The 24,721-nt window shown below is 59.8% G+C and carries 23 protein-coding genes; 15 read left to right on the forward strand and 8 right to left on the reverse strand.

What is annotated here, in order from left to right; all coding sequences use genetic code 11:
• Positions 1-75: 75 nt before the first annotated feature.
• Entirely contained in the window at positions 76-723 is a 648-nt protein-coding gene (locus tag ACXYMO_RS07605) for a ChrR family anti-sigma-E factor (protein ID WP_458878092.1), read from the reverse strand.
• Positions 724-731: 8 nt separating this feature from the next.
• A complete protein-coding gene (locus ACXYMO_RS07610) occupies positions 732-1,307 on the reverse strand; it encodes a sigma-70 family RNA polymerase sigma factor (protein ID WP_458878093.1) in 576 nt (191 codons plus the stop codon).
• 226 nt (positions 1,308-1,533) lie between these two features.
• Between ACXYMO_RS07610 and ACXYMO_RS07615 the strand changes: the two genes are divergently transcribed.
• The 6 genes from ACXYMO_RS07615 to ACXYMO_RS07640 all read left to right on the forward strand — a co-directional run bounded on the left by ACXYMO_RS07615 (position 1,534) and on the right by ACXYMO_RS07640 (position 6,532).
• Positions 1,534-2,832, forward strand: a complete 1,299-nt coding sequence (locus ACXYMO_RS07615) for an NAD(P)/FAD-dependent oxidoreductase (protein ID WP_458878094.1) — start codon at positions 1,534-1,536, stop codon at positions 2,830-2,832.
• Entirely contained in the window at positions 2,829-3,590 is a 762-nt protein-coding gene (locus ACXYMO_RS07620) for a DUF1365 domain-containing protein (protein WP_458878096.1), read from the forward strand. The genes ACXYMO_RS07615 and ACXYMO_RS07620 overlap by 4 nt, the downstream gene beginning before the upstream one ends.
• Entirely contained in the window at positions 3,587-4,831 is a 1,245-nt protein-coding gene (locus ACXYMO_RS07625; protein WP_458878097.1) for an MFS transporter, read from the forward strand. Before ACXYMO_RS07620 ends, ACXYMO_RS07625 begins: the two co-directional genes overlap by 4 nt.
• A gap of 3 nt (positions 4,832-4,834) precedes the next feature.
• The gene (locus ACXYMO_RS07630) at positions 4,835-5,419 is read left to right on the forward strand and encodes a DUF3833 domain-containing protein (protein ID WP_458878098.1); all 585 of its coding nucleotides are present in this window, start codon (positions 4,835-4,837) and stop codon (positions 5,417-5,419) included.
• On the forward strand, positions 5,416-6,147 hold the full coding sequence (locus tag ACXYMO_RS07635; protein WP_458878099.1) for an SDR family NAD(P)-dependent oxidoreductase: 732 nt from the start codon (positions 5,416-5,418) through the stop codon (positions 6,145-6,147). The genes ACXYMO_RS07630 and ACXYMO_RS07635 overlap by 4 nt, the downstream gene beginning before the upstream one ends.
• A gap of 67 nt (positions 6,148-6,214) precedes the next feature.
• The gene (locus ACXYMO_RS07640) at positions 6,215-6,532 is read left to right on the forward strand and encodes a DUF3775 domain-containing protein (RefSeq protein ID WP_458878100.1); all 318 of its coding nucleotides are present in this window, start codon (positions 6,215-6,217) and stop codon (positions 6,530-6,532) included.
• A gap of 12 nt (positions 6,533-6,544) precedes the next feature.
• Here ACXYMO_RS07640 and ACXYMO_RS07645 read toward each other — a convergent pair whose 3' ends face one another.
• From ACXYMO_RS07645 to ACXYMO_RS07660, 4 genes are read right to left on the reverse strand one after another with little or no spacing between them, the layout of a single operon-like run.
• Entirely contained in the window at positions 6,545-7,687 is a 1,143-nt protein-coding gene (locus tag ACXYMO_RS07645; protein ID WP_458878101.1) for a saccharopine dehydrogenase family protein, read from the reverse strand.
• 3 nt (positions 7,688-7,690) lie between these two features.
• Complete coding sequence (locus ACXYMO_RS07650; protein ID WP_458878102.1) at positions 7,691-8,746, reverse strand: saccharopine dehydrogenase; 1,056 nt, start codon at positions 8,744-8,746, stop codon at positions 7,691-7,693.
• 12 nt (positions 8,747-8,758) lie between these two features.
• Complete coding sequence (locus tag ACXYMO_RS07655) at positions 8,759-9,373, reverse strand: glutathione S-transferase family protein (RefSeq protein WP_458878103.1); 615 nt, start codon at positions 9,371-9,373, stop codon at positions 8,759-8,761.
• 14 nt (positions 9,374-9,387) lie between these two features.
• Positions 9,388-10,041, reverse strand: a complete 654-nt coding sequence (locus ACXYMO_RS07660) for a histidine phosphatase family protein (protein WP_458878104.1) — start codon at positions 10,039-10,041, stop codon at positions 9,388-9,390.
• A gap of 213 nt (positions 10,042-10,254) precedes the next feature.
• Between ACXYMO_RS07660 and fdhF the strand changes: the two genes are divergently transcribed.
• From fdhF to ACXYMO_RS07680, 4 genes are all read left to right on the forward strand, one after another.
• Positions 10,255-13,017: a formate dehydrogenase subunit alpha gene (gene fdhF / locus ACXYMO_RS07665; RefSeq protein ID WP_458878105.1), complete on the forward strand. Its 2,763-nt coding sequence runs from the start codon at positions 10,255-10,257 to the stop codon at positions 13,015-13,017.
• A 39-nt stretch (positions 13,018-13,056) separates the two neighbouring features.
• Positions 13,057-13,977 (forward strand): HNH endonuclease, encoded by a 921-nt coding sequence (locus ACXYMO_RS07670; RefSeq protein ID WP_458878106.1) that lies wholly within the window; start codon positions 13,057-13,059, stop codon positions 13,975-13,977.
• Positions 13,978-14,422: 445 nt separating this feature from the next.
• The gene (locus ACXYMO_RS07675; RefSeq protein WP_458878107.1) at positions 14,423-15,619 is read left to right on the forward strand and encodes a DMP19 family protein; all 1,197 of its coding nucleotides are present in this window, start codon (positions 14,423-14,425) and stop codon (positions 15,617-15,619) included.
• Positions 15,620-15,880: 261 nt separating this feature from the next.
• Positions 15,881-16,638 (forward strand): IS5 family transposase gene (locus tag ACXYMO_RS07680; RefSeq protein WP_458878108.1). Its coding sequence is split into 2 segments (ribosomal slippage): positions 15,881-16,217 and positions 16,217-16,638, totalling 759 coding nucleotides; the frame shifts between segments, so codons are not numbered across the junction.
• A gap of 36 nt (positions 16,639-16,674) precedes the next feature.
• On the opposite strand, the gene ACXYMO_RS07685 is transcribed toward ACXYMO_RS07680, so the two are convergent.
• The gene (locus ACXYMO_RS07685) at positions 16,675-17,376 is read right to left on the reverse strand and encodes a response regulator transcription factor (protein ID WP_458878109.1); all 702 of its coding nucleotides are present in this window, start codon (positions 17,374-17,376) and stop codon (positions 16,675-16,677) included.
• Positions 17,373-19,244 carry a PAS-domain containing protein gene (locus ACXYMO_RS07690; protein ID WP_458879063.1) on the reverse strand — a complete coding sequence of 624 codons (1,872 nt, stop codon included), beginning with the start codon at positions 19,242-19,244 and terminating at the stop codon, positions 17,373-17,375. Before ACXYMO_RS07690 ends, ACXYMO_RS07685 begins: the two co-directional genes overlap by 4 nt.
• 290 nt (positions 19,245-19,534) lie before the next feature.
• Here ACXYMO_RS07690 and ACXYMO_RS07695 point away from each other — a divergent pair, with 290 nt between their 5' ends.
• The 5 genes from ACXYMO_RS07695 to ACXYMO_RS07715 are packed head-to-tail and all read left to right on the forward strand — an operon-like array spanning position 19,535 to position 24,699.
• A complete protein-coding gene (locus ACXYMO_RS07695; protein ID WP_458878110.1) occupies positions 19,535-21,505 on the forward strand; it encodes an AMP-binding protein in 1,971 nt (656 codons plus the stop codon).
• A 49-nt stretch (positions 21,506-21,554) separates the two neighbouring features.
• Positions 21,555-22,364 carry an ABC transporter ATP-binding protein gene (locus tag ACXYMO_RS07700; RefSeq protein ID WP_458878111.1) on the forward strand — a complete coding sequence of 270 codons (810 nt, stop codon included), beginning with the start codon at positions 21,555-21,557 and terminating at the stop codon, positions 22,362-22,364.
• 13 nt (positions 22,365-22,377) lie between these two features.
• Positions 22,378-23,379, forward strand: a complete 1,002-nt coding sequence (locus ACXYMO_RS07705) for a branched-chain amino acid ABC transporter permease (protein ID WP_458878112.1) — start codon at positions 22,378-22,380, stop codon at positions 23,377-23,379.
• A gap of 2 nt (positions 23,380-23,381) precedes the next feature.
• Positions 23,382-23,618, forward strand: coding sequence for a hypothetical protein (locus ACXYMO_RS07710; RefSeq protein WP_458878113.1), 237 nt, complete (start codon positions 23,382-23,384; stop codon positions 23,616-23,618).
• 4 nt (positions 23,619-23,622) lie between these two features.
• Complete coding sequence (locus ACXYMO_RS07715) at positions 23,623-24,699, forward strand: branched-chain amino acid ABC transporter permease (protein WP_458878114.1); 1,077 nt, start codon at positions 23,623-23,625, stop codon at positions 24,697-24,699.
• Positions 24,700-24,721: the final 22 nt, after the last annotated feature.

Genomic DNA, 24,721 nt, shown 5'->3' on the forward strand with positions numbered 1-24,721 from the left:
CCCAGCTTAACGTAAACGCACCCAGGCCTGTCGCCGGTTTTCGGGCGTCGATTCACGTTTTTCGCGTGTCGCGCGTCAGATGCGCAGCAAGGGCTGGACCAGACGCGGGATCAGGCTGTTGAATTTCAGCGGCGCGTCGGTGACTGCCAGACAGATGCAATCCTCACTGATGTCTGCCACCGGGGTGTGGTTCACATCCTCATCCGCGGTTTCCACGTCGCCGCGGGCAAAACTGTCGATTTCGTCAGAAAACGCGCCTTGCAGGACCATGGTCAACTCGGTCCCGCTGTGTCCATGATCGGGCACGGCCGCGCCGGCCGGAATGTAAAGCAACCGCGCGGTGGCACCTTTTGCCGTGGGCAGGATCGCCTGTTTCACCCCCATGCCAACAGGGCGCCATTTCACGGCGCTGAGGTCGCCACCGACGTAATCCTGCAATGGTGCCGGCAAGACACCACAACTGGCGCGGGGTTTTCGCGCCTCATCGGGATGGTCCGCAGCAATCGCTGCAAACGTGGCCTCAAGACTGTCTTCATCCAGCGCGACAGCGTCCTCTTCCAGCATTGCGCCGCCAACCGAGTCGAACGTTTCAAGCTGTGCACGGCAGGTATCGCAGAGCGAGATATGCGTGGCGACCATCAGGCTGAAGGCCTCGGGCAGGGTGCCTGCCGAATACGCCAGCAGGATGTCGTCGCCGAGGTGGTGTTTGATTTTATCCGTCATTATCATGTTCACTTCATTGCGTGGCGCAGGCGTTCCAGCGCCAGTCTGATCCGAGATTTGATTGTACCAAGCGGCAGGCCGGTTTCGGCGGCGATTTCGCTGTGGCTCAGATCTCCGAAATAGGCCCGTTCGATCAGCTTTCTCTGCGTGTCCGGCAGGTCGGCCAGGGCCTGTCTCAATTTGTTGCTTTCTTGTTGCAGTGTCAGGACGTCTTCCTGATCTGGTTCCGCCTCGGGGCCCCAGGTCAAATCCTCGGGTTCGGGGCGGCGTTGTTTGCGCAGCATGTCGATGCGGCGGTTTCGCGCGATGGTAAAGATCCACGTTGCGGCCGATGCGCGGGCCGGATCAAACAGATGCGCCTTGCGCCACAGCGTCGCCATCACGTCCTGTGCACATTCCTCGGCGAGGGCGGCATCGGCCCCCGATTTCATCAGGAACGCTTTGACCCGCGGGGCAAAGTGGCGAAACAGCTCCGCAAAGGCGGCTTTGTCCTGATGATCGCGGACGCGGGCGATCACATGGATCCATTGTGCTGCGTCCTCTGCGGATGAGGATGCTGTGCGCTTGTTATCCGTACTGCTCACCGCCGTTTGCCCCGTCGCATGCCTTTGCTGCGCTGCGGACAAGGCCGCAGCGATTGGTGCCCGGCTTACGACGCCTTCAGTCCTGGGATCAACCGCGATCAACATATTTCATTTACGTCGGGAAGGTCCGGGTGGATCACATGCCGCGTGAAAAAAACTTTTTTGCATCCGATCCCGGCCGGGCCGCGTAACCCATTTAAGACCAAATTCAGGAGTTCGACAGAATATGCCGTTTGAAAACAGCGCGGGCGCGCCGAAAAAGATTGCAGTTATTGGTGGCGGTATATCTGGAATGGGGGCGGCGCATATGCTGGCCGACACCCATAACGTGACGCTTTACGAAAACGAAAAACGACTGGGTGGCCATGCCCGCACCGTCATGGCCGGGAAAAATGGCGATCAGCCGGTTGATACCGGGTTTATCGTTTTCAACAAGGTAAATTACCCTAATCTGGTGGATCTGTTCGACGGTTTGAACGTCCCGGTCGTGCCCAGCGACATGAGCTTTGGCGCCTCGATCGACGGCGGATGGCTGGAATATTCCCTGCGCAGTCTGAACACGGTTTTTGCCCAACGTCGCAATGCCGTGCGCCCGGCGTTTTTGGGAATGGCGCGGGATGTCCTGCGCTTCAACGCCAATGCGCTGGAACTGTCGCAGGACCGGCGCATGACCGTGGGGCAGTTGCTGGACCAGCTGGGCACCGGGGACTGGTTTCGCGATTACTATCTGCTGCCGTTTTCCGGGGCGATCTGGTCGACGCCCAAGGACAAGATCATGGATTTTCCGGCCTATGCGATGGTGCGCTTCTTCGAAAACCACGCTTTGCTGAGCCATACGGGTCAGCATCAGTGGTACACAGTCCAGGGCGGATCGGTCGAATATGTGCGACGGCTCGAAACGGCGATGCAGCGCAAAGGGGTCGATCTGCGCCTTGGTTCACCGGTTCAGGCGGTGCGCCGGACCGTTGCGGGCGTTCAGGTCAAGGCCTGGGGCGGGGATTGGGAAACCTATGACGACGTGGTGTTCGCCACCCATTCGGATGACGCGATGCGCCTGCTTGAGGACGCGACACCGCGTGAAAAGGCCACCGTGGGGGCAATCACGTATCAGCCCAATGACATCGTTCTGCATGCCGACACGTCGGTCATGCCCAAGCGGCGCAGTTGCTGGTCCAGCTGGGTCTACACCGAGGACCGGCGCGCGCCGTCGGACAAGATCGACCTGACCTACTGGATGAACTCGCTTCAGCCTATCCCCGAAGAAGACCCGCATTTCGTGACCCTGAACACAAAACGGCAGATCCGCGAAGAGCTGATTTATGACACGGTAACCCTGCGCCATCCGGTGTATGACACCGCCGCGCTGGAGGCGCAGGAACGGGTGCGCGAATTCAACGGCACGCAATCCACCTGGTTCTGCGGTGCCTGGATGCGCAACGGGTTTCATGAGGACGGGCTGGCCAGCGCCCATGACGTGGTACACGCGATCAGCCGGGCCGACCGGGCGGTTCTGGCGGCAGAATGACATCGCGCGTCGATCATATTCGCGGCCACACCTTTCATGGCCGCAAGGGCGCGGTGAAAAACGCGTTCCGCTATGGCGTGGATTATGTTGTTGTGGACGCTGAAACGCCGGTGCGCGGCCCCACTCTGTTCGGCCGGAACCGGGGCAATCTGACATCTCTTCAGGATCGCGATCATGGGGGCGCGCCGGGCGCGGGATCCGGCGCCGCGTGGGTGCGCGATGTGCTGCGTGCGCATCAGCTGGAACAGCCGGCGCGCATCCTTCTGCTCGCTCAGCCGCGGGTGCTGGGACATGTGTTCAACCCCGTCAGTTTCTGGCTGTGTCAGAACGAACAGGGGGACCTGACCGCCGTGATTGCCGAGGTGACGAACACCTATGGCGACCGGCATTCCTATCTTTGCCATCACCCGGATCAGTCCGCGATTGCCCCGACGGACCGGCTGCAAGCGACCAAGATCATGTATGTTTCGCCGTTTCAGCCGGTCGAAGGCACCTATACGTTCCGGTTTGACGTTCGCGACGACCGGATCGGGATCTGGATCGACTATGCGCAGGAGAACGGCGGACTGGTTGCCACACTGACCGGCCAGCGCAAGGCACTGAGCAACCTGGGAATTCTGGGTATGATGCTGCGCCGGCCTTTCGGATCGCGCCGCGTGCTGGCGCTGATCCACTGGCAGGCGCTGAAACTGTGGTGGAAGGGCGCGATATTCCGCTCGCCTCCCGAGGCCCCGGCACAAGAGGTGTCGCGGGGATGAGCGTTGCTGTCGCGCATACTGTGCCGGCGCGTTTGCCGTCCTATGGCGTATTCGCGGCCCTTTTGGCGGCAGCGGGATTGCCGCTCTATATCCACGCGCCGAAATTCTATGTGGACGAATATGGTGTCAGCCTGATCTCGCTGGGCGCCGTTCTGTTCGGACTGCGCCTGTTGGACGTGGTGCAGGACCCATTGCTGGGGCGGCTGGCTGAATCCTTGCGCGCCCACCGGGCGCACGCGGTGGGTGCGGCCGTGGTCGTGATTGCCGGGGCGATGTTGGGCCTGTTTGCGGTTGCACCGCCGATGATGCCGCTGCTTTGGTTTGGCCTGATGCTGACGCTGGTGTTTTCGGCATTTTCTTTTCTGACCATCAATTTTTACGCCCAGGGGGTGGCCAAGGCGGACAGCCTGGGGCTCAACGGCCATCTGCGTCTCGCACGCTGGCGCGAGACGGGCGCCTTGCTGGGGGTTTGTGCCGCTGCGGTTGCCCCGGTTGGTCTGGGCCTGTGGATGGCGCAGCCCTTTGCCGGTTTCGCGCTAGGATTTGCCGTGCTGGCGATGGTCGCACTTCTGGCCATGCGCGACGAATGGGACACCACCACCATTGCCCGTTCGGATGGGTTTGGCCCGGTCCTGCGGGATCCGCTGGCACGCCGCTTGCTGGTGATCGCGTTTCTGAACGCGGCCCCTGTCGCGGTCAGCTCCACCCTGTTTCTGTTTTTCGTGGAAAGCCGTTTGGCCGCCCCGGGGATGGAGGGGCCTTTGCTGTTGCTGTTCTTCCTGTCAGCGGCGGCGGCGGCCCCGGTCTGGGGCGCATTGGCGGAACGTCACGGCGCCAAGCCGGTTCTGCTGGTCGCCATGGGGTTGGCCATTGTCGCCTTTGGCGGCGCCCTGCTGGTGGGAGCGGGCGACGTGGTTGGGTTTGCGATCATCTGTGCCGCCACGGGGGCGACGCTGGGGGCGGACCTGACCCTGCTCCCTGCGATCTTCGCGCGGCGGATGGCGGATATTGCGCCCTCGGCCGCCGAAGGCTTTGGGCTGTGGTCGTTCATGTCGAAATTCACGCTGGCGTTTGCGGCGGTTGCGATGCTTCCGACGCTTGAGGCGGCCGGTTTTCAGTCGGGGACCGAGAATTCACCAAGCGCGCTCTGGGTTCTGACGCTGCTCTATGCCGGGGTGCCTTGCGTGCTGAAACTGATCGCGATTGCCGTTCTGGCCAAAACCGATCTGAAGGAGAGCTGAGAGATGGAAAACCTGATGATGGTTGGCCTTGGGGCCCTGGCCGTTCTGGCTCTGACCTATGCGCGCACGCGGATGTGGTCCTTTGCGGCGCAGCGTCCGGAGGATTATGCCGATGCGCCGAACGCGTTTGATTTGCGTCGGCACCTGAACGGTCCGATCCTGTGCGAGGGGGTGATCTATGGCCCCCTGGGGCGTGTCACGTCGCGGTTCGTCGGCGAATTCGATGTGCGCTGGCAGGGCGATACCGGCGTGATGCGCGAACATTTCCGATATGACAGCGGCGCGACGCAGGACCGGGAATGGCGGCTGCGCCTGGGCGCGGATGGTACGGTCGAGGCGCGGGCCGACGATGTCGAAGGCATCGGCCAAGGCCGCCAGATGGGCCCCGCCTTGCAGTTGAAATACCGTCTTCGCCTGCCCGAGGACTCGGGAGGGCATGTTCTGAGCGTGAATGACTGGATGTATCTGACCCCCAACGGATCAATCGTGAATCGCAGCCAGTTCCGCAAATTCGGCATTCAGGTGGCCGAACTGGTGGCCACCATGCGCCCAGATGAAACGCGCGCCAGATTGCAGGATGCCGCATGAAACAGTGGAACGGAAAACGCTATTGGCTGATCGGCGCAAGCGAGGGACTGGGCGCCGCGCTGGCTCAGGTCATGAGCGAGGCGGGGGCCGAGGTGATCCTGTCGGCCCGGTCCGAGGACAAGTTGAACGCATTAGCCGACAGGTTGCCGGGCAAGACCCAGGTCCAGATCGTGGACGTCAGCGATGACGACAGCGTGCGCGCAGCGGCAAAAGATGTGGGTGATGTCGACGGCATCGTCTATCTCGCCGGGGTCTATTGGCCGATGAAAGCCTCTGAATGGGACGCGGATCAGGCCACCGCGATGGCCGATATCAACTTTACCGGTGTGATGCGCGTGATGGGCCAGGTGGTTCCGGCGATGGTAGCCCGCGACGCGGGGCATATCGTCATCACCGGATCCCTGTCCGGGTTTCGCGGGTTGCCCGGGGCAATCGGCTATGCCGCGTCCAAGGCAGGGGTGATGGCGCTGGCCGAAAGCATGCAGTGCGATCTGCGCGCCACAGGGGTCGAGGTTCAACTGGTCAATCCCGGCTTTATCCGTACGCGCCTGACCGACAAGAACGATTTCACCATGCCGTTTATCATGGAGCCCGAAGACGCCGCCGAGGCCGTTTTCAAGCATATGAACTCCTCGCGGTTCAGCCTGTCATTTCCACGGGTCTTTTCCTGGGTCTTCCGGGCCAGCGTGTTCTTACCGAACTGGCTGTATTTCCGTCTATTTGCGTAAGATCAAAGACGGCTTAACCTGTTCGCGGTTCTGATACCGTCAAACGCCGCGAACAGGAGATTGCAGGATGTTGGAGATTTCGCCGAGGAAAGTGGCGCAGGTCGCGCTGATGGGGCACGAGTTGAACCGCGCCGAACCAGAGTTGCGCGCCTTTATCGACCGGATGAGCGAGGACGAGCAGGCCGAACTGGTCGCCATCATGTGGATCGGGCGGGAAAGTTTCGAACCAGAGGATCTGGCCGAGGCGATCACCACCGCCAAGCAAGAGGCAACGACCCCCTGCGCCGATTACCTGATAGGCACACCGCATCTTTCGGACCATCTGGAAAACGGTCTGGACGCGCTGGGCATCTCCGCAGCCGACGCCGAAGACGAATTGATGTAATTCCCCGTTGGCTCAGGAGAGGTGGTCGATAACCTCAAGGTGCTGGGCCAGCGTGTCGATTTCCTTCATCCAGTCCTGCACAAGCCTGGGATCGCTGGGGGCCGCGTGCACCCCGGCGGGGATCGCGTGGTTTTCCGCCGCCTCGATCGCCAGTGAAACCGGGATCGACACCAGCCGCGCCATCGCCGTTCCGCGGGCGTCGCCCCAGGCATCCATCACGTATGTCTTGTGCCAGACGGTTTCGCCGTCCCGGTCTGCCCTGAGCGCAACGCACAGGACCACCCGGTCCGGTTCATCCGGGTCATAGGCGTTTTCGGCCCAGAACTGATCGGACATTTCCTGCAGGCGTTTGTCGCCCTCGGGGCCGGTCAGGGTTTCAACCTCGGCGAACACATCCGCCCAGGCCTCGGCCCAGCCGTTCAGGCGCAGCGTGCCGCGCACGAATTCGCGCACGGGCCAGTTTTCCTCGAACCCGTATTGCTGCATGAACGGCAGGCTGTCGCGGTTCGGGTAAACCTCGAAACTTTCGGGCGTGGGCAGTGGAGCATCATAGCTCGTAATCGCATCCCAGGGCCGGTCCACGCGCAATTCGCTGTAGTTGCGGATCGAACGCGAGGGCGAGCGCAGCGCCTTGAGCACGCCCAGGGGCGACCAGCTGAACTTGTACCGGAACGGGTTGGGGATTTTCGGAATGCCGCCGCAATACGAGATAAAGCTGAGGTGGTTATTCGCATCAAACGCGGGCGAGGCGCGGTAGTCGTCCATCAGGGCATGCGCCATCAGGTGGTCGATGCCCGGATCCAGCCCAACTTCGTTGATCAGGGCGACACCGGCCTCGCGCGCGGCATCGTCCAACGCGCGCATCTCGGGGGCGATATAGGAGGAGCTGACGAAATGCGCCTTGTGCGCGATGGCCAGCTCGGCCAGCGGCACGTGCCAGTCGCCCGGCAGCATCGAAACGACCACGTCACCGGGGGCCAGAACCGCGCCCAGTGCGTCAATTTCAAAGGCGCGGATATCGTCGGTCAGATCGCCCACCGCCGCGCGGGCCTTGTCGACGGTTCGGTTCCAGACGGTCACGTCCTTGCCCGCCTGGATCAGCCTGCGCAGGCCGGGAATGGCAGAAAGGCCTGTGCCGCACCAATGGATGGTCATTGTTCAGATATCCTTCATGTGATCGTCGAACGTCGCCTTGGCCCGGCCCCAGACGCCTTGGTCCAGATCGCCAAGGGTCAACAGCGACGGTAGCAATTGATCGGCGTAATCCGTCGAACTTTCAAGCGGAAGCATCGACGGCAGATTGTCGATCGCGGTCACGTCCAGCGGCGGGTTGGCATGGACGCGCAGCGCCGGTTCACCCCATGTGGTGGTGCGGTCATAGACCTTGATCGGGGAAAAATCGCTGTCCGGATCACAGGCGATGTCGCCGATTACCGTCAGTTTGCGCGGAGCGGTGACCGCATCGGCGGGCACGAAAACGGGCGTGCCGGGCCGCGCAAGGATGCAGTTGAGGAATATGTCGTGCTCCAGCACCTCGGGGAATGGCCCGCCGCTGGCGGTTTCGACCATGTCCCATCTGGTCACCGAAACGCCCAACGATGTGCACAGATCGCCCGCCCCGGTGCCGACGCGCCCCAGCGCGCCAATCACCAGCGCGGTGGGTCGGTCGCGTCCGGTGGCGTCCAGTTCCAGCGCCAGTTCATCGACCAGACGTTTCGAGTTGGGATAGGCTGACACGGCCCCGGCGATTTCGCCCCGCTGCTGCGCGGTCCAGCATTTCAGCGCGACCGCCGCACCGGCGAACCCGGCCCAATACCCAAATGCGGCCACGCGCCGCCCGTTTTCGTCCACAAGATATTCCAGATCATAGAGCGCGCCGCCCCCGGCCCGGAACCTGCGCAACAGAACCTGCCCGGCAGGCTGCCCCTTGAACGCATGGCCGAACATGATGTGGCGATGGGTCAGGGGCGTGCCATCCTCGGGCAGTTCCTTGAGCCCGAAAATGATCGCATCCGCAGGGGCCGTGGGCCAGCTGTTTTCCGGCGCGATATCGCACCCGGCCCGGCGATACCCGTCAATGTTGATGATCCGGCAGCTGCTTTCCTCGACGGTGACTTTCATCCCCGCCTCGATCAGCGTCTGCGCACCGGCAGGGGTCAGGCCGACCCGGTCTTCGTTGGCGCGCTGTTCGGCGCGAACCCAGAGATGTGTCATGGTCATTACCGCCTATAGCATGCCCAGCTTTCTGGCCGCCTGAACGGAACCGCGCCCGTTCATGGCCTCCATGAAAGCCGAGATTATCGGAAAATCGGAAACGGCCACGCCATCGCCCTCAAGCCATGTGCAAACCACGTAAAGATACGGATCCGCCATGCTGATCGCATCGCCCAGAACATAGGGTCCTGCCAGCGCGTTTTCTTCGATGAACCGGGCGCTGGCGGTCATGGTTTCGGGCACCTTGGCCTGCATGTCCTTGATCGAGGCCGCGTCGTTCACCCAGCGTTCGCCGCGCACCTTGTGGGCATGGTTCACATGCATGGTCGAGGCCAGGTAATACATCACCTCGCGCATGCGCGCCGCCTTGAGCGGATCGGACGGGACAAGCCCCGCCTCGGGCGCCAGGGTCGCGACATAATCCAGTAGAGCGCCGGTTTCTGTCAGGATGCCGTGATCGCCGACCAGTGCGGGTACGCGCCCCTTGGGGTTGATCGCATGATAGGGCGGCTTGGTCTGTTCGGCGGCTGCGAAATCAACACGGACCGGTTCAAATTCGATACCCGCCTCGAACAGGCCGATGGCGACGGCGATCGAAATGGTCTTGTCGGCATAATATAGCTGCATGGGTGTCCCCCGGGTCAAAGGTGCGTTTGCGCGAAATGGCGGTCTGGCGAGTCCAGATGCGGCACGGCGTTGAACAATACCGGGCTCAGCTGATCGCCGATCGGAAACAGGCGATGCATGGACGTGTTCATGATCGCCAGCGCCATCCGTGCCATCGACGCGGTATCAAGGTTCAGAAACCGCCGCATCGCCATCGAGATCAGTCCGCCAGACGTCACCACCAGCGCCGGGCCCTTGCCACCGGCGATTTCGTGCAGGGCATCGGATACCCGGGTTTCGAACTGCTCCCAGGTTTCCGGCGGGTTTTCGATTTCTCCGCGCTGCCAGGCGGTGAACACGAAGGGCAGATGCTGAATGAACCCTTCGCGGTCCTCGGGGATCGCCACGCCTTGTTGCTGTTCCAGCAATTGGGCAAGGTTGAAATATTCCAGTTCGTTCAGCCGCGCGTCGCGGGTGACATCCGCGCCCACCCCCATGCTCTGCGCCGTTTCCACATGGCGCACCAGTGTGCCGCAATAGACGCGCGTGTGATGGTTGGCCGACCGGCGCAGGTGATCGCCTAGCCACGCGGCCTGCTGATGGCCCAGCGGGCTCAGCTTGTCATAGCTTGCTTCGTCGCGCGCGCCGGTGTTGGCCTGACCATGGCGGATGAGGGTGATGTGGGACATGGATTGAACTGCTCCTGTTGCGCCTGTCTTAGAGCGCGAATCCTCAAGTGGCTAGTAACCGGACGCCCACGCGCGAAATTTTTCCCCATCCGTGAACGTCATGCGCCAATCGGAAACGCCAATTGGCGCGAACGCCGACCATGGTGTCGGGTTTGGCGGTCCCGGAAATGGTTTAGTTTGGTGTAAACTGCCGCGACGACACAGGAGGCACGCATGTCGGACAAGATCCGGTTCACTTTGGATGGGCAAGAGGTTGAGGCCGAAAAGGGCCTGACCATCTGGGAGGTTGCAAATGGCCGGGGTCTGGTCATTCCGCATCTGTGCCACAAGCCTGCACCGGGGTATCGCCCCGATGGCAATTGCCGCGCCTGCATGGTCGAGATCGAAGGCGAGCGCACGCTTGCCGCATCGTGCATCCGCGAACCGGCCGATGGCATGGTCGTGACGACCAATTCCGCCCGCGCCACGGGGGCCCGCAAGATGGTCGTTGAAATGCTTCTGGCCGATCAGCCCGATCAGGAACAGGCACATGACCGGTCTTCGCACCTGTGGGACATGGCCAACCTGAACGGCGTCAGTGAAAGCCGCTTTCCCAAGCTGGAAGAGAGGCGCATCCCGCTGCTGGATGACAGTCACGTGGCGATGCGGGTCAACTTGGATGCCTGCATCCAGTGCGGCCTGTGCGTGCGTGCCTGCCGCGAGGTTCAGGTCAATGACGTGATCGGCATGGCCGGGCGCGGGCATGACAGTTACCCGACCTTCGACATGGCCGACCCGATGGGCGACAGCACCTGTGTCGCCTGTGGCGAATGCGTTCAGGCCTGCCCGACCGGGGCGTTGATGCCCGCCACGGTTCTGGACGCCGACCAGACGGGTGACAGCGCCGATTTCGACAGCGAGGTCGAAAGCATCTGCCCCTTCTGTGGCGTCGGGTGCCAGATCAGCCTCAAGGTCAAGGATGGCCGCGTCAAATACGTCGAGGGGATCAACGGCCCCGCGAACGAAGGGCGCCTCTGCGTCAAGGGGCGGTTCGGGTTCGACTATATCCACCACGATCACCGCCTGACCAAACCGCTGATCCGGCGGAGCGATGCCCCGGCCAAGGGGCTGAACGTGAACCCCGATAACTGGCACGAGGTGTTTCGCGAGGCGACCTGGGACGAGGCATTGGATTTTGCCGCCAAGGGGCTGAAAGGGCGCGGGCGCGAAGTGGCGGGCTTTGGCAGTGCCAAATGCACCAACGAAGAGGCCTATCTGTTCCAGAAGATAATCCGCCAGGGGTTCGGCCACAACAACGTCGATCACTGTACACGGCTCTGCCATGCCTCATCCGTTGCGGCCCTGATGGAAAACGTGGGGTCGGGCGCAGTCACCGCTACGTTCAATGAAATCGAAAACGCCGATGTGGCGATTGTGATCGGGGCCAACCCGATTGAAAACCACCCCGTCGCTGCGACCTATTTCAAACAGTTCACCAAACGCGGTGGAAAGCTGATCGTGATGGACCCGCGCGGCGTGGGCCTGCGCCGGTTTGCGTCGCACATGCTGCAATTCCGGCCCGGCGCGGATGTGTCGATGCTGAACGCGATCATGCATGTGATCGTCGAGGAAGGTCTGTATGACCAGCAATATATTGAGGCCTATACCGAAAACTGGGAGGCCGAAAAGGAACACCTCAAGGATTTCAGCCCCGAGGCGATGAGCGACATTTGCGGCATAGCGCCGGACGTTCTGCGCGATGTGGCGCGCACCTTTGCGGGCGCGAAATCGGCGATGATCTTCTGGGGCATGGGCGTGTCACAGCATATCCACGGCACCGACAATTCGCGCTGCCTGATCTCGCTTGCGCTGATGACGGGGCAGGTGGGCCGGTCTGGCACCGGATTGCACCCGCTGCGGGGCCAAAACAACGTGCAGGGCGCGTCCGATGCAGGTCTGATCCCGATGTTCCTGCCCGACTATCAGGCCGTCACCGATGACGGCGTGCGCAGCGCATTTACCGAGGTTTGGAAATCCGAAGATTTCAGCGCGGAAAATGGCCTGACGGTGACCGAGATCATGGATGCAATTCACGCCGGCAACATCAAGGCGATGTATGTTCTGGGCGAAAACCCGGCGATGTCGGACCCGGATGTCGACCATGCCCGCGATGCGCTGGCCAAACTGGATCATCTGGTGGTGCAGGACATTTTCATCACCGAAACGGCAAACTATGCCGACGTGATCCTGCCTGCCAGCGCATTTGCCGAAAAATCGGGGACCGTGACCAACACCAACCGGCAGGTCCAGATGGGCCGCCCTGCCGTTGCGCCCCCGGGCGAGGCGAAACAGGATTGGTGGATCGAGGTGGAACTGGCCAAACGGCTTGGCCTGAACTGGGCCTACTCCGGCCCGGCCGAGGTTTTCGCCGAGATGAAGATCAACATGCCCAGCCTGAATAACATCACGTGGGACAGGCTGGACCGCGAAAACGTCGTAACATATCCGTCGCTCTCGCCCGAGGACCCCGGTCAGGCCATCGTGTTCGGCGACGGGTTCCCACGCGCAGGGGGGCGCGCGCGGTTTACCCCGGCCAGCGTGATCGCCCCGGACGAGGCGCCGGATGCCGATTATCCCATGGTGCTGACCACGGGGCGTCAGTTGGAACACTGGCATACCGGGTCGATGACCCGCCGGGCCACGGTGCTCGACGCGGTTGAACCCGAGGCGAACTGTTCCCTGCACCCGAAAACGCTGCGCAAACTGGGCGTTGCGCCGGGTGACATGCTGCGCCTGACCACCCGGCGCGGGAGTGTCGATGTCATGGCCCGCGCTGATCGCGCGGTGTCCGAGGATATGGTGTTTTTGCCGTTTGCCTATGTCGAAGCTGCGGCAAACATCCTGACCAACCCGGCCGTGGACCCCTATGGCAAAATCCCCGAGTTCAAGTTTTCGGCCGTGCGGGTTGAGCCGGTCCGGGCGGTTGCGGCGGAGTAAGGACTTGCTGAAAAGCAGATAGCCGTATTCTATCGCGACATGGCGCACGCGGTACTCATTCAAAACCCTGAGTCGGTCTTTAAAGATCGGCCAGGGATCGCTTACCATTTCCCGAAACGCTATCTAAAAACTCTTCAGAAATGCGTCGGTGATTGGGTGATTTTCTATGAAAGCCGCACTGGTGCGTTTGGTTACACAAGCGTGCAGAGGGTCCAAAGGATTGAACCTGATCCGAAATTGGACGATCATTTTTTCGCCTATTTGGATCGGGAAACTGAGTGGAGTTTTGAACGAGTTGTCAAACGATCCAGCGAAAGCGGTATTGCTTATGAAAAGTCACTTCGCGGAAAGGATGGCCGGCCGATTTCGGGAGGGGCTTCAGTTTCAGCAGTGCGGCTTTTGTCAGATGGCGAGTTTCAAACGATTTTGAAAGAAGGATTGCGGCCCCTAGAGGGCCCCAACGCAATTCCTCGTAGTGAATTCGAAGATTCCTTAGCATATGGCTTTGCAGAGCAAGCAGTCGAATTTGGTCCTGCGGAATTATCTGAATTTCGCAAGGACATATTGACATCACGCAAGGCTCGGGATGCGTCCTTTGCACGCCAAGTAAAGGCCGCATATGAAGGCAAATGCGCAATTTCGGGCTTGGATTTGCGAAACGGTGGCGGGCGGACCGAGGTGCAGGCCGCACATATTCTCCCGGTCGCTGACGGAGGGCCCGACACAGTCAGAAATGGACTGGCCCTTTCCGGAACCCTGCATTGGATGTTTGATCGAGGATTAGTTGCCGTAGCCAAGGATCATAAAATTCTGGTATCTCACAACAAAGTTTCTCCAGATATTGTTGGCCGCTTGATCGCCCCTGACATGAAACTGAAGTTGCCTCGTGAAAAGCGATTTCATCCGCATCCAGAATATCTTGAGTGGCATCGGATCAACAAATATGGGGCGGTCGCATAATTTTTATTTTCCTTCCGTCTCAATACGGAACAGTCAATCGATCGGCTTGACGACTGGCAGCACGTCAAAAGCCAAACCTTGTGGGACTTTTCTCACCCACCACGTCTAGGCTCTGGACCTATAAATGCGCAACGACTTCAACGGCAGCTTCCACCAATACCGGACGTTCGGCGAAAAATGGCGAGTGACCGAGTTGCGGACAAAGTGAACCTTGGCATTCGCTCAATCAATGGCGTCTTTTCCAATGCTTCGGAGCAAGTCGAAATTCACACATGGCAAAGAGGTCAAACCGTGGTGAAGTCTGCTCAAAACCTGTCGCGAGATGAACTGGAGGGCCGAAAAAGGCAGGGTGTGTGTTGTGTCGGAATGACCAAACTTTTGACAAAGTGGTCTGGCATGTCTCTCCGGAATACAAAAGATACAAAGATGCTACAGGCCAAAAAAGATGCTCTCTTTCTTCAATAAGAAAAAGAAAACCACGCCGGTTTTCGTTTCGCAAAGTGCAGTGGACGCTTCGGACCCTTACGAACTTGTCTACGAAGTTGCCGCATTTTGGGAACGGTTCGAAAATGAGGATTTCGTTCGTCCCGAAGACCTGCCCGATGGTATCTTTGATGTAAGCTGCGCTCTGGCTTACTACGGCGCTGTTCTGAATGGAGGGCATGCCCAATTCCTGCAAAACCGAGAGTTTTGCACAGCAGATTATGGCTCTATCGAACAGGTTCTACGGCGGTCGGGCAATCACCCCATGCTGGCAATCTTCAAGAAGTTCAGAGGTGTGTCGGGATCGGACCCCGACAGAGCCCTGCTAGAAAACAAGTCGATCCTCGAGCAACTCACCGAACTTGATGTGGAGGTCTACAGCTTACAAAAAGGAGAGTTCGATTTCTATCGTCTGACCCACGACTGGATAGGGAATGCCTTGGATATTGTGGTTAAACCCTCGGAAGATATAGAGCAATTTCAAAGGACCTTTGCATCGCGCTTGCCCGGCTTTCGTGATTACAAACTGGGTGCTTATCTGGCACCACATATCCGTGATTTGGGCGCGAGTGATCTGGGTTGCTTTCAGGCAGCGGCGTCGGGGATGCGGGTAGACAAGAAGCCGGTGTTGATTGATCGCGCAACCGAAGTTCCCCGCCCTGACGGTGCCCCAGCAGAGGTCGAGCGTTTTTTTGCTTTGAGAACGAGTATCGGCAGAATGCATGGCATCCAAACGGCTGAGAGATACGCGCTGTGTCAGCGTACCGGCACCGCCCCCGATTTTGATCAGAGCCTGACTGCCGGAACGGGCAGTATTTCGGAGATAAAAAAGCTGCTTGGGCATGCACAAAAACATGATCCGGTGCTGATCGCACATCTGCTTTTGGAGAGAGGCGACGCGCTCTCTGGACTCAAACGGATCACATTTTACTACCCTTGCCGCTTCGGGCCCACACAACTTCACCATTCAATGGCCTATTTAGTTATCGATCAGAAAAACAGGCTTTTCAGAATGGATGTCTGTGATTTGGGCAGCGGGCTTTGCGCCGACGGCGAAGATGACGCGCCTTTGGCTATGCTTCGAAAAGGTGAACTGCAGAAACGCATGCATGTGTTGGGCAAACAGCTTCAAGTGTATGATAATCGACAATCTGCATAAGAAATGCTCTGCAATTGGTGTTGGCATACGCTTGCGAGGCGGTGTTAGGCACCGTCGGCTTGCTAATCAAAGTTAGCGGACAGATATCTCACTTTGTCGTAACCAGACGTTCGCTTACGTCGCAGCATCGGTGCCTCTTGGGCTCTCTGCGGTCATCTGAGTATTTCTGTCAGATGACTGCTTTTCCGCGCTGAGCAGCCTTTGCGATGGTCGGTTCCATTCCTTGCTGCATCGTGATTCATGGCGACAGGAGGATTTTCCATGTCGCATCTGTTCTGGCTCGACCAAGAGCGTCTCAACCGCATCAAGCACATGTTTCCAAAGCCACGTGGGATTGCGCGTGTCGATGACCTCAAGGTTCTCAGCGGTATCATCCATGTCATTCGGAATGGTTTGCGCTGGCGGGATGCTCCGTCCGATTATGGGCCGCATAAGACGCTGTACAACCGATGGGCTCGATGGTCCCAAATGGGCGTCTTTGCACGCATCCTGACCGAATTGGCCGCTCAAGGGGATGTAACAGGCACGCTAATGATTGACGCAAACCACCTGAAGACCCACCGAACAGCCGCCAGCATGGGGCTCAAAAAAGGGGGCGTGGCCGTCTGATCGGGCGCACTAAGGGTGGGCTGAACTCCAAACTCCATGCCGTGACCGACGCGGTCGGGCGACCAATACAACTATTCCTGACAGCGGGGAACGTCAGCGATTACATCGGCGCAAGGGCACTATTGCCATCACTACCTGCTGCGAAATGGATGCTGGCGGATCGCGGCTATGACGCCGACTGGTTCCGCGAAGGCTTGAAAGAAAGAAGCATCGAACCCTGCATCCCATCGCGCAGCAACCGCAAAGACATCATCCCACATGACATCAGGATTTATCGAAGCCGTCACAAGATTGAGAACATGTTTGGACGGTTGAAGGACTGGCGCAGGGGCGCGACCCGTTACGACAGATGCCCTGTGATCTTCATGTCTGCCATCGCCCTCGCGGCAACGGTATTGTTTTGGTTATGAGTCCAGACCCTAGGAAGCCTGCGCGGAATTCGCGGCCTAGGCCCAGGCGACATCGCCCAGAAAGATGTACCCGGCGCCATAGATCGTCTTGATCAGGCGTGGGTTTTTCGGGTCTTCGCGCAGCTTTGTGCGCAAGCGTGAAATGCGCACGTCCATGGCCCGGTCAAAACTTTCGCCGGCCGCGCCGCCCAGCATCTCCTGCATCTGCGCGCGGCTGATCAGGCGTTTGGGGCTTTCCAGGAACAAGCGCAGCACCTCGCCCTCGGCATGGGAAAACGGGGTTTCCTCGCCTGTTTCATCCTCAAGGGCGTAGCGGTCGAAATGTGCGGTCCAGCCGTTGAACCGCGCCGTGTTGCCCGACTGCTGGGTTGCACGGTTGCTGCGCAGGCGGGCGCGGATGCGCGCCACGACCTCGGCGGGGTCAAAGGGTTTGGTGATGTAATCATCCGCCCCCAGTTCGAGCCCCGTCACACGGTCCTGAACCTGTGCGCGCCCTGAAATGATGATGACGGCGGCGCCCTGTTCCAGCGCCAGACGATGGACCAGCGTCAGACCGTCGGTGTCGGGCAGGGACAGGTCCACAAGGCAGACATCGGGGGTGACGTGATGTAGCGACGCCTCGAATTCGCGGGCCCGCGAATAGGATTGCGTGCGAAATCCGGCCTCTTCCAGCGCATCGGTCAGGATTTGGCGAATTTCGGATTCGTCATCCAGAATGGTCACAAGCGGGGCGTTCATTCAGCGGCCTTTGCGGTTAACAGCTCTGCCAGTTGACCGGCGGAAAAGGGTTTTTGCAGAACCGGAACACGGGCCAACGCGGCCTGATGCAACGCGTGATCGGCGGGCAGCGATGTCATCAGGATGCACGGCAGCCCGGTGCCCCGGAACCGGTCCAGCAGGTCCAGACCGGTGCCATTCCCTTGCAACAGAATATCGCTGAGGACCAGCGCAATATCGGGCAGGTCGGCGGCCAGCGCCGATGCTTCGTCGACCGATGTCGCCTCAATCACGGAATAGCCAAGGCCGATCAGCATGTCGCGGAACAGGGTGCGCAGATCCTCGCTATCCTCGACCAGCAGGGCCAGACCTCCTCCGGCCGCCGGGGCCTCGCGATAGGGCAGGCGCAGGATGACGCTGGCGCCCGACACCGTGTTGGCAAGGCGCAAATCGCCACCTGCCAGTTTGGTCATGTCATAGACCATCGGCAGGCCCAGACCCGACCCTTCGCCGCCCTTGGTGGTAAAGAACGGGTCCAATGCCTGGGTCAGAGCCTCTTTTGAAAAGCCGGGGCCGGTATCTGACACCGATATTTCGATCCATGTGGTTCCCACGATATGGGCGCTGACGGTGATCTGACCGGATGTGCCACAGGCATCGCGCGCGTTCAGCACAAGGTTCAGCAAGGCATCCTGCAACATGCCGGCATCCAGCATCAACGCGGTGTCGGGCGTATGATCCAGCACCGTCAGGCCCAGCGATTGCGGCAGGCTGGGCGTGGCCAGCACCTTGAGATCCTCGAACACCGCGTGCAGGTCGGTGGCCTGTGGGCGCAGCGCACGGTTGCCGGTCATGTCGGCGATGCGGTTCAACAGCCGCCCGCCGCGCCGCGCCGTGGTCTGGGTCGCGGCGACCAGTTCGGCGGCCTCGGGCGGCAGATCCATCTTTTCCAGCTTGCCCTGCATCCCCAGGATGATCGTCAGCAGGTTTGCAAAATCATGGGCCAGCCCGCTGGTCAGCTGGGCCGCGATGGCACGGCGGCGGGATTGCTGCAGGGCAACGCGGGCCTGGGTTTCCTCGGTCACGTCCGTGGACAGGATATAGACCCCGCCAGCCCCGTCGGGTGTCATCGCTGTTCGAACCCGGCGCGAACTGCGGTCTTCGGTGAATTCAAGAAGCGAGTTTTCGCCGCGATAGGCACGGGCCAGATGCGGTTCGATCCGGGCAAAGGCAGATGGGCCAAGCGCATCCGTGATGTGCAGCCCAACGATATCGCTGGGCCGTTCCGGCAGAATTTCCCCCAGCCGCCGGTTTGAATAGGTGTAATGCCCGGTTTCATCGACGTGGGCGATATGGGCGGGCATCATTTCCGTGGTCAGGCGGGTGCGCGATTCAATCTCGGTCAGCTGGCGCTTGGTTTCCTCAAGCGCGGTAACGGCGGCGGCCAGTTCGCGGTTGGTGGCCGACAGCTCCTCGGCATGGGCGAGCAGACGATCGCTCAGTTCCTCGGACCGGGCGCGCAGCAACCGCTCGCTCCGTTTGGTGCGGGTAATGTCGGTATAGACGGTGATCCAGCCGCCCTGGGGCAGGGGGGATCCTTCGACGGAAATGGTACGCCCGTTGGCGCGGGTGCGTTCCATGTAATGGGGTTTGAAGGCGCGCGCCTGTTCCACACGGACCTGCACGAAATCATCCACGTCATCGACGGGACCGTATTCACCGGTTTCAGCCAGATGGCGGATCGTATCCTCGAACCGCGCCCCTGGTGTCACCAGGTGCAGAGGCAGGTTGAACATGTTGCGAAACGGCAAATTGCACAGCGCCAGGCGCAGGTCGCTGTCATAGATCGACAAGGCCTGGGCGATCATGTTCAGCCCGGCGGTTGTCATTTCCTTGTTCTGCTGGTCGGTCACGTGCACCTGAGCGGCCTCCTGATGCCATGGCTAGCACCGGGTTTGCGCGGGCGCAAACCGTCCAATCCCTCTGTTTCGCTTGGTTCCATGAACGGGTCTGTGAGTCGCGCCGAAATGAATTTCGCGTTGTTACAATTCGTAAGGTTTGGGAAAATATCAGGAAAAAGTTGACGACCATGGTTCCAACAGCTTCTGTATGGGAACAGAATCGTTTTGAAGCGGTCGGAAGCCGGTGCCCTTAAAGACCGGTGTGGGAGGAGAATACATTGTCTCAGACGCAACCAGGCGTCGGAGGACTTCGGTCCGTTCCGGCGCTACTCCATCGCAATGCAACCGAATTCGGCAGCGCGCCTGCCTACCGGGAAAAGGAATTCGGAATTTGGCAAAGCTGGACGTGGGCCGAGGTTGAGGAAGAGGTCGAGGCGCTTGCGCTTGGGCTGATTAACCTAGGTGTGAACGAAGGCGATTTCATCGCGATCATCGGACGGAACCGGCCCTACCTTTACTGGTCCATGGTTGCTGCCCAGATGGTGGGTGCAGTTCCCGTACCGCTCTATCAGGACTCGGTCGCCGAAGAGATGGCCTATGTGCTGGGCCATTGTGGCGCCCGGTTTGTCATCGTCAGTGATCAGGAACAGGTCGACAAGGTGATCGAAGTGCAGGACCAGCTGCACCAGTTCGAACATCTGATCTATCTCGATCCTCGCGGCCTGCGCAAATACGATCATTCGCATCTGCATCAGTTCAGCCATGTGCAGGACCAGGGGCGCGCGGCGCATGATGAATTCATCGCCGACCTCAAGGCCCGCCGAGACAAGCTGGATTACGACAGCACCTGCGTGATGCTTTATACGTCGGGCACGACGGGCAAGCCCAAGGGCGTCGTCCTGTCCAGCCGCAACGTGATCGAAACGGCCAAGGCCTCCTGCGAATTTGACGGGCTGCGCCGGGATGACGACATTCTGGCCTATTTGCCGATGGCTTGGGTCGGCGATTTCATCTTTTCTGTGGGGCAGGCTTATTGGGTTGGCTTTTGCGTCAACTGCCCGGAAAACGAAGACACGATGGCGCAGGATTTGCGTGAAATCGGTCCGACCTATTACTTTGCGCCGCCGCGCGTGTTCGAAACCCAGCTGACCAATGTCATGATCCGGATGGAAGACGCCGGTAAGCTGAAAAAGCGCATGTTCGACAAATACATGGCCCATGCGCGCAAGGTTGGCCCCGACATTCTGGATGGCAAACCCGTCGGTTTCATGGACCGTCTAAAATACAAGATCGGCGATCTGCTGGTCTATGGTCCGTTGAAAAACACTATGGGCTTTACCCGTGTGCGGGTTGGCTATACCGCTGGTGAGGCGATCGGACCGGAAATCTTTGATTTCTACCGCTCTCTCGGGATCAACCTGAAACAGCTTTACGGTCAGACCGAGGCAACGGTGTTTATTACCGCCCAGCCTGACGGTCAGGTCCGCTCGGACACCGTCGGCGTTCCCAGCCCCGGTGTCGAGTTGAAGATCGGCGAAAACGGCGAGGTTTATTACCGTTCGCCCGGCGTGTTCGTGGAATATTACAAGAACCCGGAAAGCACCGCCGACACCAAGGATCCCGAGGGATGGGTTGCAACGGGCGATGCCGGGTTCATCGAAGAGGGCACCGGCCATCTGCGCATCATTGATCGCGCCAAGGATGTGGGCAAAATGGCCGATGGTAACCTGTTTGCGCCCAAGTATGTTGAAAACAAGCTGAAATTCTTTCCCAACGTGCTTGAGGCCGTGGTCTTTGGCAGCGGTCGTGAGGAATGCACAGCCTTCATCAACATCGACCTGACGGCGGTGGGCAACTGGGCCGAACGCAACAACATCGCCTATTCCTCGTATCAGGAACTGGCGGCGCATCCGCAGGTGATGGACACGATCCAGAGTCATGTGGAGGAGGTGAACCGTTCGGTCGCCGAAGACCCGATGCTGGCGGGCTGCCAGGTGCATCGCTTTGTGATCCTGCACAAGGAACTTGATGCCGATGACGGCGAACTGACCCGCACCCGCAAGGTGCGCCGCCGTATCATCGAAGAGAAATACGCCGATATCATTGCCGCGCTGTACGACGGGTCCAAAGAGGTCAGCACCAAGACCGAAGTGACCTATGAAGATGGCCGCAAGGGCAGCATCAGCGCGACGCTGGAAATTCGCAGTGCCGCCGTTGTGCCTGTCGCCAAGGCGATGGCTGCGGAATGAGCACGGGCAAGGCCAAGAGCCGGAAAAAGGGGCTGGTTGCGTGAAAGACATGAGCGAAGGCTACATCACCGAGGACGGTCGCAAGATCGGCGGGGTCGTGATGGAGATGAAGAACATCACTCTGCGATTTGGCGGCGTGGTGGCGATTCAGGACATCAGTTTCGATATCCGCGAGGGTGAAATCCGCGCGATCATCGGCCCGAACGGCGCGGGTAAGTCGTCGATGCTGAACGTGATTTCGGGCTTCTATGTCCCGCAAGAAGGCGAAGTGCGGTACAAGGGCGAAAAGCGTCCGTCTATGAAACCCTACGAGGTGGCGCGCCAGGGCATTGCCCGCACGTTCCAGAACATCGCCCTGTTCGAAGGCATGAGCGTTCTGGACAACGTGATGACCGGCCGCCTGACCCATATGAAGCCCAGCCTGCTGTCGCAGATGGTCTGGAAGGGCAAAGCCGAGCGCGAAGAAGTGGAAAACCGCGAGATCGCCGAAAAGGTCATCGACTTTCTGGAAATCCAGCACATCCGCAAGACCCCGGTGGCACGTCTGCCCTATGGTCTGAAGAAACGGGTCGAACTGGCCCGCGCGCTGGCGGCCGAGCCTACCATCCTGCTGCTTGACGAACCGATGGCCGGGATGAACGTCGAGGAAAAAGAAGACATGTCGCGCTTCATTCTGGATGTGAATGATGAATTCGGCACGACCATCGCCCTGATCGAACATGACATGGGCGTCGTAATGGACCTGTCCGACCGTGTTGTCGTGATGGATTACGGTAAAAAGATCGGGGACGGCACGCCCGACGACGTACGCAACAATCAGGATGTGATCGACGCCTATCTTGGCGTGGCGCACGATTGAGGGGGTAGGGGACATGTCGGATAATCTAATCTACGCGATAGAAGTCAGCTTGAACGGCCTGATGGCCGGGGTTCTTTACGCGCTTGTTGCGCTTGGCTTTGTTCTGATTTTCAAGGCCAGCGGAATTTTCAACTATGCGCAAGGGGTCATGGCGCTGTTTGCTGCGATGACACTGGTCGGGATTATGGACGGTCAGGTGCCGTTCAGTCACATTATCAATGCGACATTTGGCACTGATTTCCATCACTTTGGCTGGCATGTTCCGGCGCTGGCCGCGATCCTGATCACCGTTGTTGTGATGGTCATTTTGGCCTGGCTGGTACAACAACTGGTCATGCGGCATCTCGTAAACCAGGAACCGATCATCTTGTTCATGGCGACCATCGGTCTGGCCTATTTCCTTGAGGGTATGAGCGATTTGATGTGGGGTTCCGAGATCAAGACTTTGGATGTCGGTCTGCCGCAGGGTGCGAGCGCGTGGATCGAAGACAATACCCGCTGGTTGGGGTTCGGCAACGAAGGTTTCTACGGCTTCTTCATCGACAAGCTGGACATATTCGCCGCTGTGATCGCCGCTGTGCTCGTGATCGCCCTGATGGCATTCAATCAATACACCAAAGAAGGCCGCGCCCTGCGCGCTGTGGCAGATGATCACCAGGCGGCGCTGTCGGTGGGAATTTCGCTGAACTTCATCTGGGTTCTGGTGTGGTCGCTGGCCGGTTTTGTGGCGCTGGTCGCTGGTATCATGTGGGGCACCAAGTCGGGTGTTCAGTTCTCGCTCAGCCTGATCGCGCTCAAGGCGCTTCCGGTTCTGATGCTGGGCGGGTTCACGTCGATCCCGGGTGCCATCGTCGGTGGTATGATCATCGGTGTCGGTGAAAAACTGTTCGAATATTCACTGGGCCCGGCATTGGGCGGCGCGACGGAGAATTGGTTCGCTTACGTTCTGGCGCTGCTGTTCCTCGTGTTCCGGCCTCAGGGTCTGTTTGGTGAAAAGATCATCGAGAGGGTCTAGCCATGCAGAAACTGATTGCCATCGTGAACGTGATCGCCTGGTCCGGGTTCTGGGCCTTTGGATACCTGGCCTTGTCGGCCGACGTGTCCGACACCACCCAGATCGTGACCGCAACAATACTGGCCGCCGTCGGCGCCGGGCTGGGCCTGATCGCCTATTTCTGGCTGGTACGGCATTCCGAAGAGACCGGATACGCCAAACGCCCCAATCGGGCCGAACCGAGTTTCGAGGAGAACTGAGCAGATGCTATACCGTGAAGCCGGCGATTTCAGCAGCACCTATGTTGAGGACAGCCAGACCTTTCCGATCAAATTCGACCGCTACCGGTATTATGCCGTTCTGGCCTTTGCCTTTCTGGTCGTGCCCTTTGTCATCAACGACTACTGGGCCAACGCCATCCTGTTGCCGTTTCTGATCTATTCGATCGCGGCGATCGGCCTGAACATCCTGACCGGATATTGCGGGCAGGTGTCGCTGGGCACCGGCGGGTTCATGGCTGTGGGGGCCTATGCTTGTTACAAACTGATGACCGCATTTCCCGATGTGAACATCCTGTTCCACGTCATCCTTGCGGGCGGCGTGACGGCGGCTGTGGGCATTCTGTTCGGTCTGCCCAGTCTGCGGATCAAGGGGTTCTACCTTGCCGTGGCGACGCTGGCGGCACAGTTCTTCCTGCTTTGGTTGTTCAACCGCGTGCCGTGGTTCTACAACTACTCGGCTTCGGGTCAGATCAGCGCGCCGGAACGCACGCTGTTTGGTGTTCCGATCACGGGCGCCAACACTGATGCGTGGGCAACCTATCTGTTCTGCCTCGTGTTCTGCGTGGCCAGTGCAATCATCGCGCGCAACCTGACGCGGGGCACGCTGGGCCGGACATGGATGGCGATCCGCGATATGGATATCGCCGCCGAGATCATCGGGGTGAACCCGCTGCGCGCCAAGCTGAGCGCCTTTGCCGTCAGCTCCTTCTTCGTGGGCATTTCGGGCGCCCTGTTCTTTGCCGTCTACCTGGGCGCTGTCGAGGTCGGAGAGGCCTTCAGCATCCAGAAATCGTTCCTGGTTCTGTTCATGATCATCATTGGCGGTCTGGGCTCGATCTTTGGCTGCTTTGCCGGGGCCGCATTCCTGGTTCTGTTGCCCGTGGCGCTCAAGATTGTCGGCGTCGATGTTCTGGGGTGGCCCACAGATATCGTGGCACATTTCCAGCTGATCATCGTGGGGGCGCTGATCATCATGTTCCTGATCCTTGAACCGCACGGCCTTGCGCAGCTTTGGCGCGTGGCCAAGGAGAAACTCAGGCTCTGGCCTTTCCCGCACTGACGCGGGGCAGGCACAAACGACA

The organism is Arenibacterium sp. CAU 1754 (assembly GCF_054482635.1).

Excerpts from the sequence above, each read along its gene's own strand:
- ACXYMO_RS07605 (WP_458878092.1), bottom strand. The coding sequence starts at position 723 with ATGACGGATAAAATCAAACACCACCTCGGCGACGACATCCTGCTGGCG.
- ACXYMO_RS07615 (WP_458878094.1), top strand. The coding sequence starts at position 1,534 with ATGCCGTTTGAAAACAGCGCGGGCGCGCCGAAAAAGATTGCAGTTATT.
- ACXYMO_RS07620 (WP_458878096.1), top strand. The coding sequence starts at position 2,829 with ATGACATCGCGCGTCGATCATATTCGCGGCCACACCTTTCATGGCCGC.
- ACXYMO_RS07625 (WP_458878097.1), top strand. The coding sequence starts at position 3,587 with ATGAGCGTTGCTGTCGCGCATACTGTGCCGGCGCGTTTGCCGTCCTAT.
- ACXYMO_RS07630 (WP_458878098.1), top strand. The coding sequence starts at position 4,835 with ATGGAAAACCTGATGATGGTTGGCCTTGGGGCCCTGGCCGTTCTGGCT.
- ACXYMO_RS07635 (WP_458878099.1), top strand. The coding sequence starts at position 5,416 with ATGAAACAGTGGAACGGAAAACGCTATTGGCTGATCGGCGCAAGCGAG.
- ACXYMO_RS07640 (WP_458878100.1), top strand. The coding sequence starts at position 6,215 with ATGTTGGAGATTTCGCCGAGGAAAGTGGCGCAGGTCGCGCTGATGGGG.
- ACXYMO_RS07645 (WP_458878101.1), bottom strand. The coding sequence starts at position 7,687 with ATGACCATCCATTGGTGCGGCACAGGCCTTTCTGCCATTCCCGGCCTG.
- ACXYMO_RS07650 (WP_458878102.1), bottom strand. The coding sequence starts at position 8,746 with ATGACACATCTCTGGGTTCGCGCCGAACAGCGCGCCAACGAAGACCGG.
- ACXYMO_RS07655 (WP_458878103.1), bottom strand. The coding sequence starts at position 9,373 with ATGCAGCTATATTATGCCGACAAGACCATTTCGATCGCCGTCGCCATC.
- ACXYMO_RS07660 (WP_458878104.1), bottom strand. The coding sequence starts at position 10,041 with ATGTCCCACATCACCCTCATCCGCCATGGTCAGGCCAACACCGGCGCG.
- fdhF (WP_458878105.1), top strand. The coding sequence starts at position 10,255 with ATGTCGGACAAGATCCGGTTCACTTTGGATGGGCAAGAGGTTGAGGCC.
- ACXYMO_RS07670 (WP_458878106.1), top strand. The coding sequence starts at position 13,057 with ATGGCGCACGCGGTACTCATTCAAAACCCTGAGTCGGTCTTTAAAGAT.
- ACXYMO_RS07675 (WP_458878107.1), top strand. The coding sequence starts at position 14,423 with ATGCTCTCTTTCTTCAATAAGAAAAAGAAAACCACGCCGGTTTTCGTT.
- ACXYMO_RS07685 (WP_458878109.1), bottom strand. The coding sequence starts at position 17,376 with ATGAACGCCCCGCTTGTGACCATTCTGGATGACGAATCCGAAATTCGC.
- ACXYMO_RS07690 (WP_458879063.1), bottom strand. The coding sequence starts at position 19,244 with ATGACAACCGCCGGGCTGAACATGATCGCCCAGGCCTTGTCGATCTAT.
- ACXYMO_RS07700 (WP_458878111.1), top strand. The coding sequence starts at position 21,555 with ATGAGCGAAGGCTACATCACCGAGGACGGTCGCAAGATCGGCGGGGTC.
- ACXYMO_RS07705 (WP_458878112.1), top strand. The coding sequence starts at position 22,378 with ATGTCGGATAATCTAATCTACGCGATAGAAGTCAGCTTGAACGGCCTG.
- ACXYMO_RS07710 (WP_458878113.1), top strand. The coding sequence starts at position 23,382 with ATGCAGAAACTGATTGCCATCGTGAACGTGATCGCCTGGTCCGGGTTC.
- ACXYMO_RS07715 (WP_458878114.1), top strand. The coding sequence starts at position 23,623 with ATGCTATACCGTGAAGCCGGCGATTTCAGCAGCACCTATGTTGAGGAC.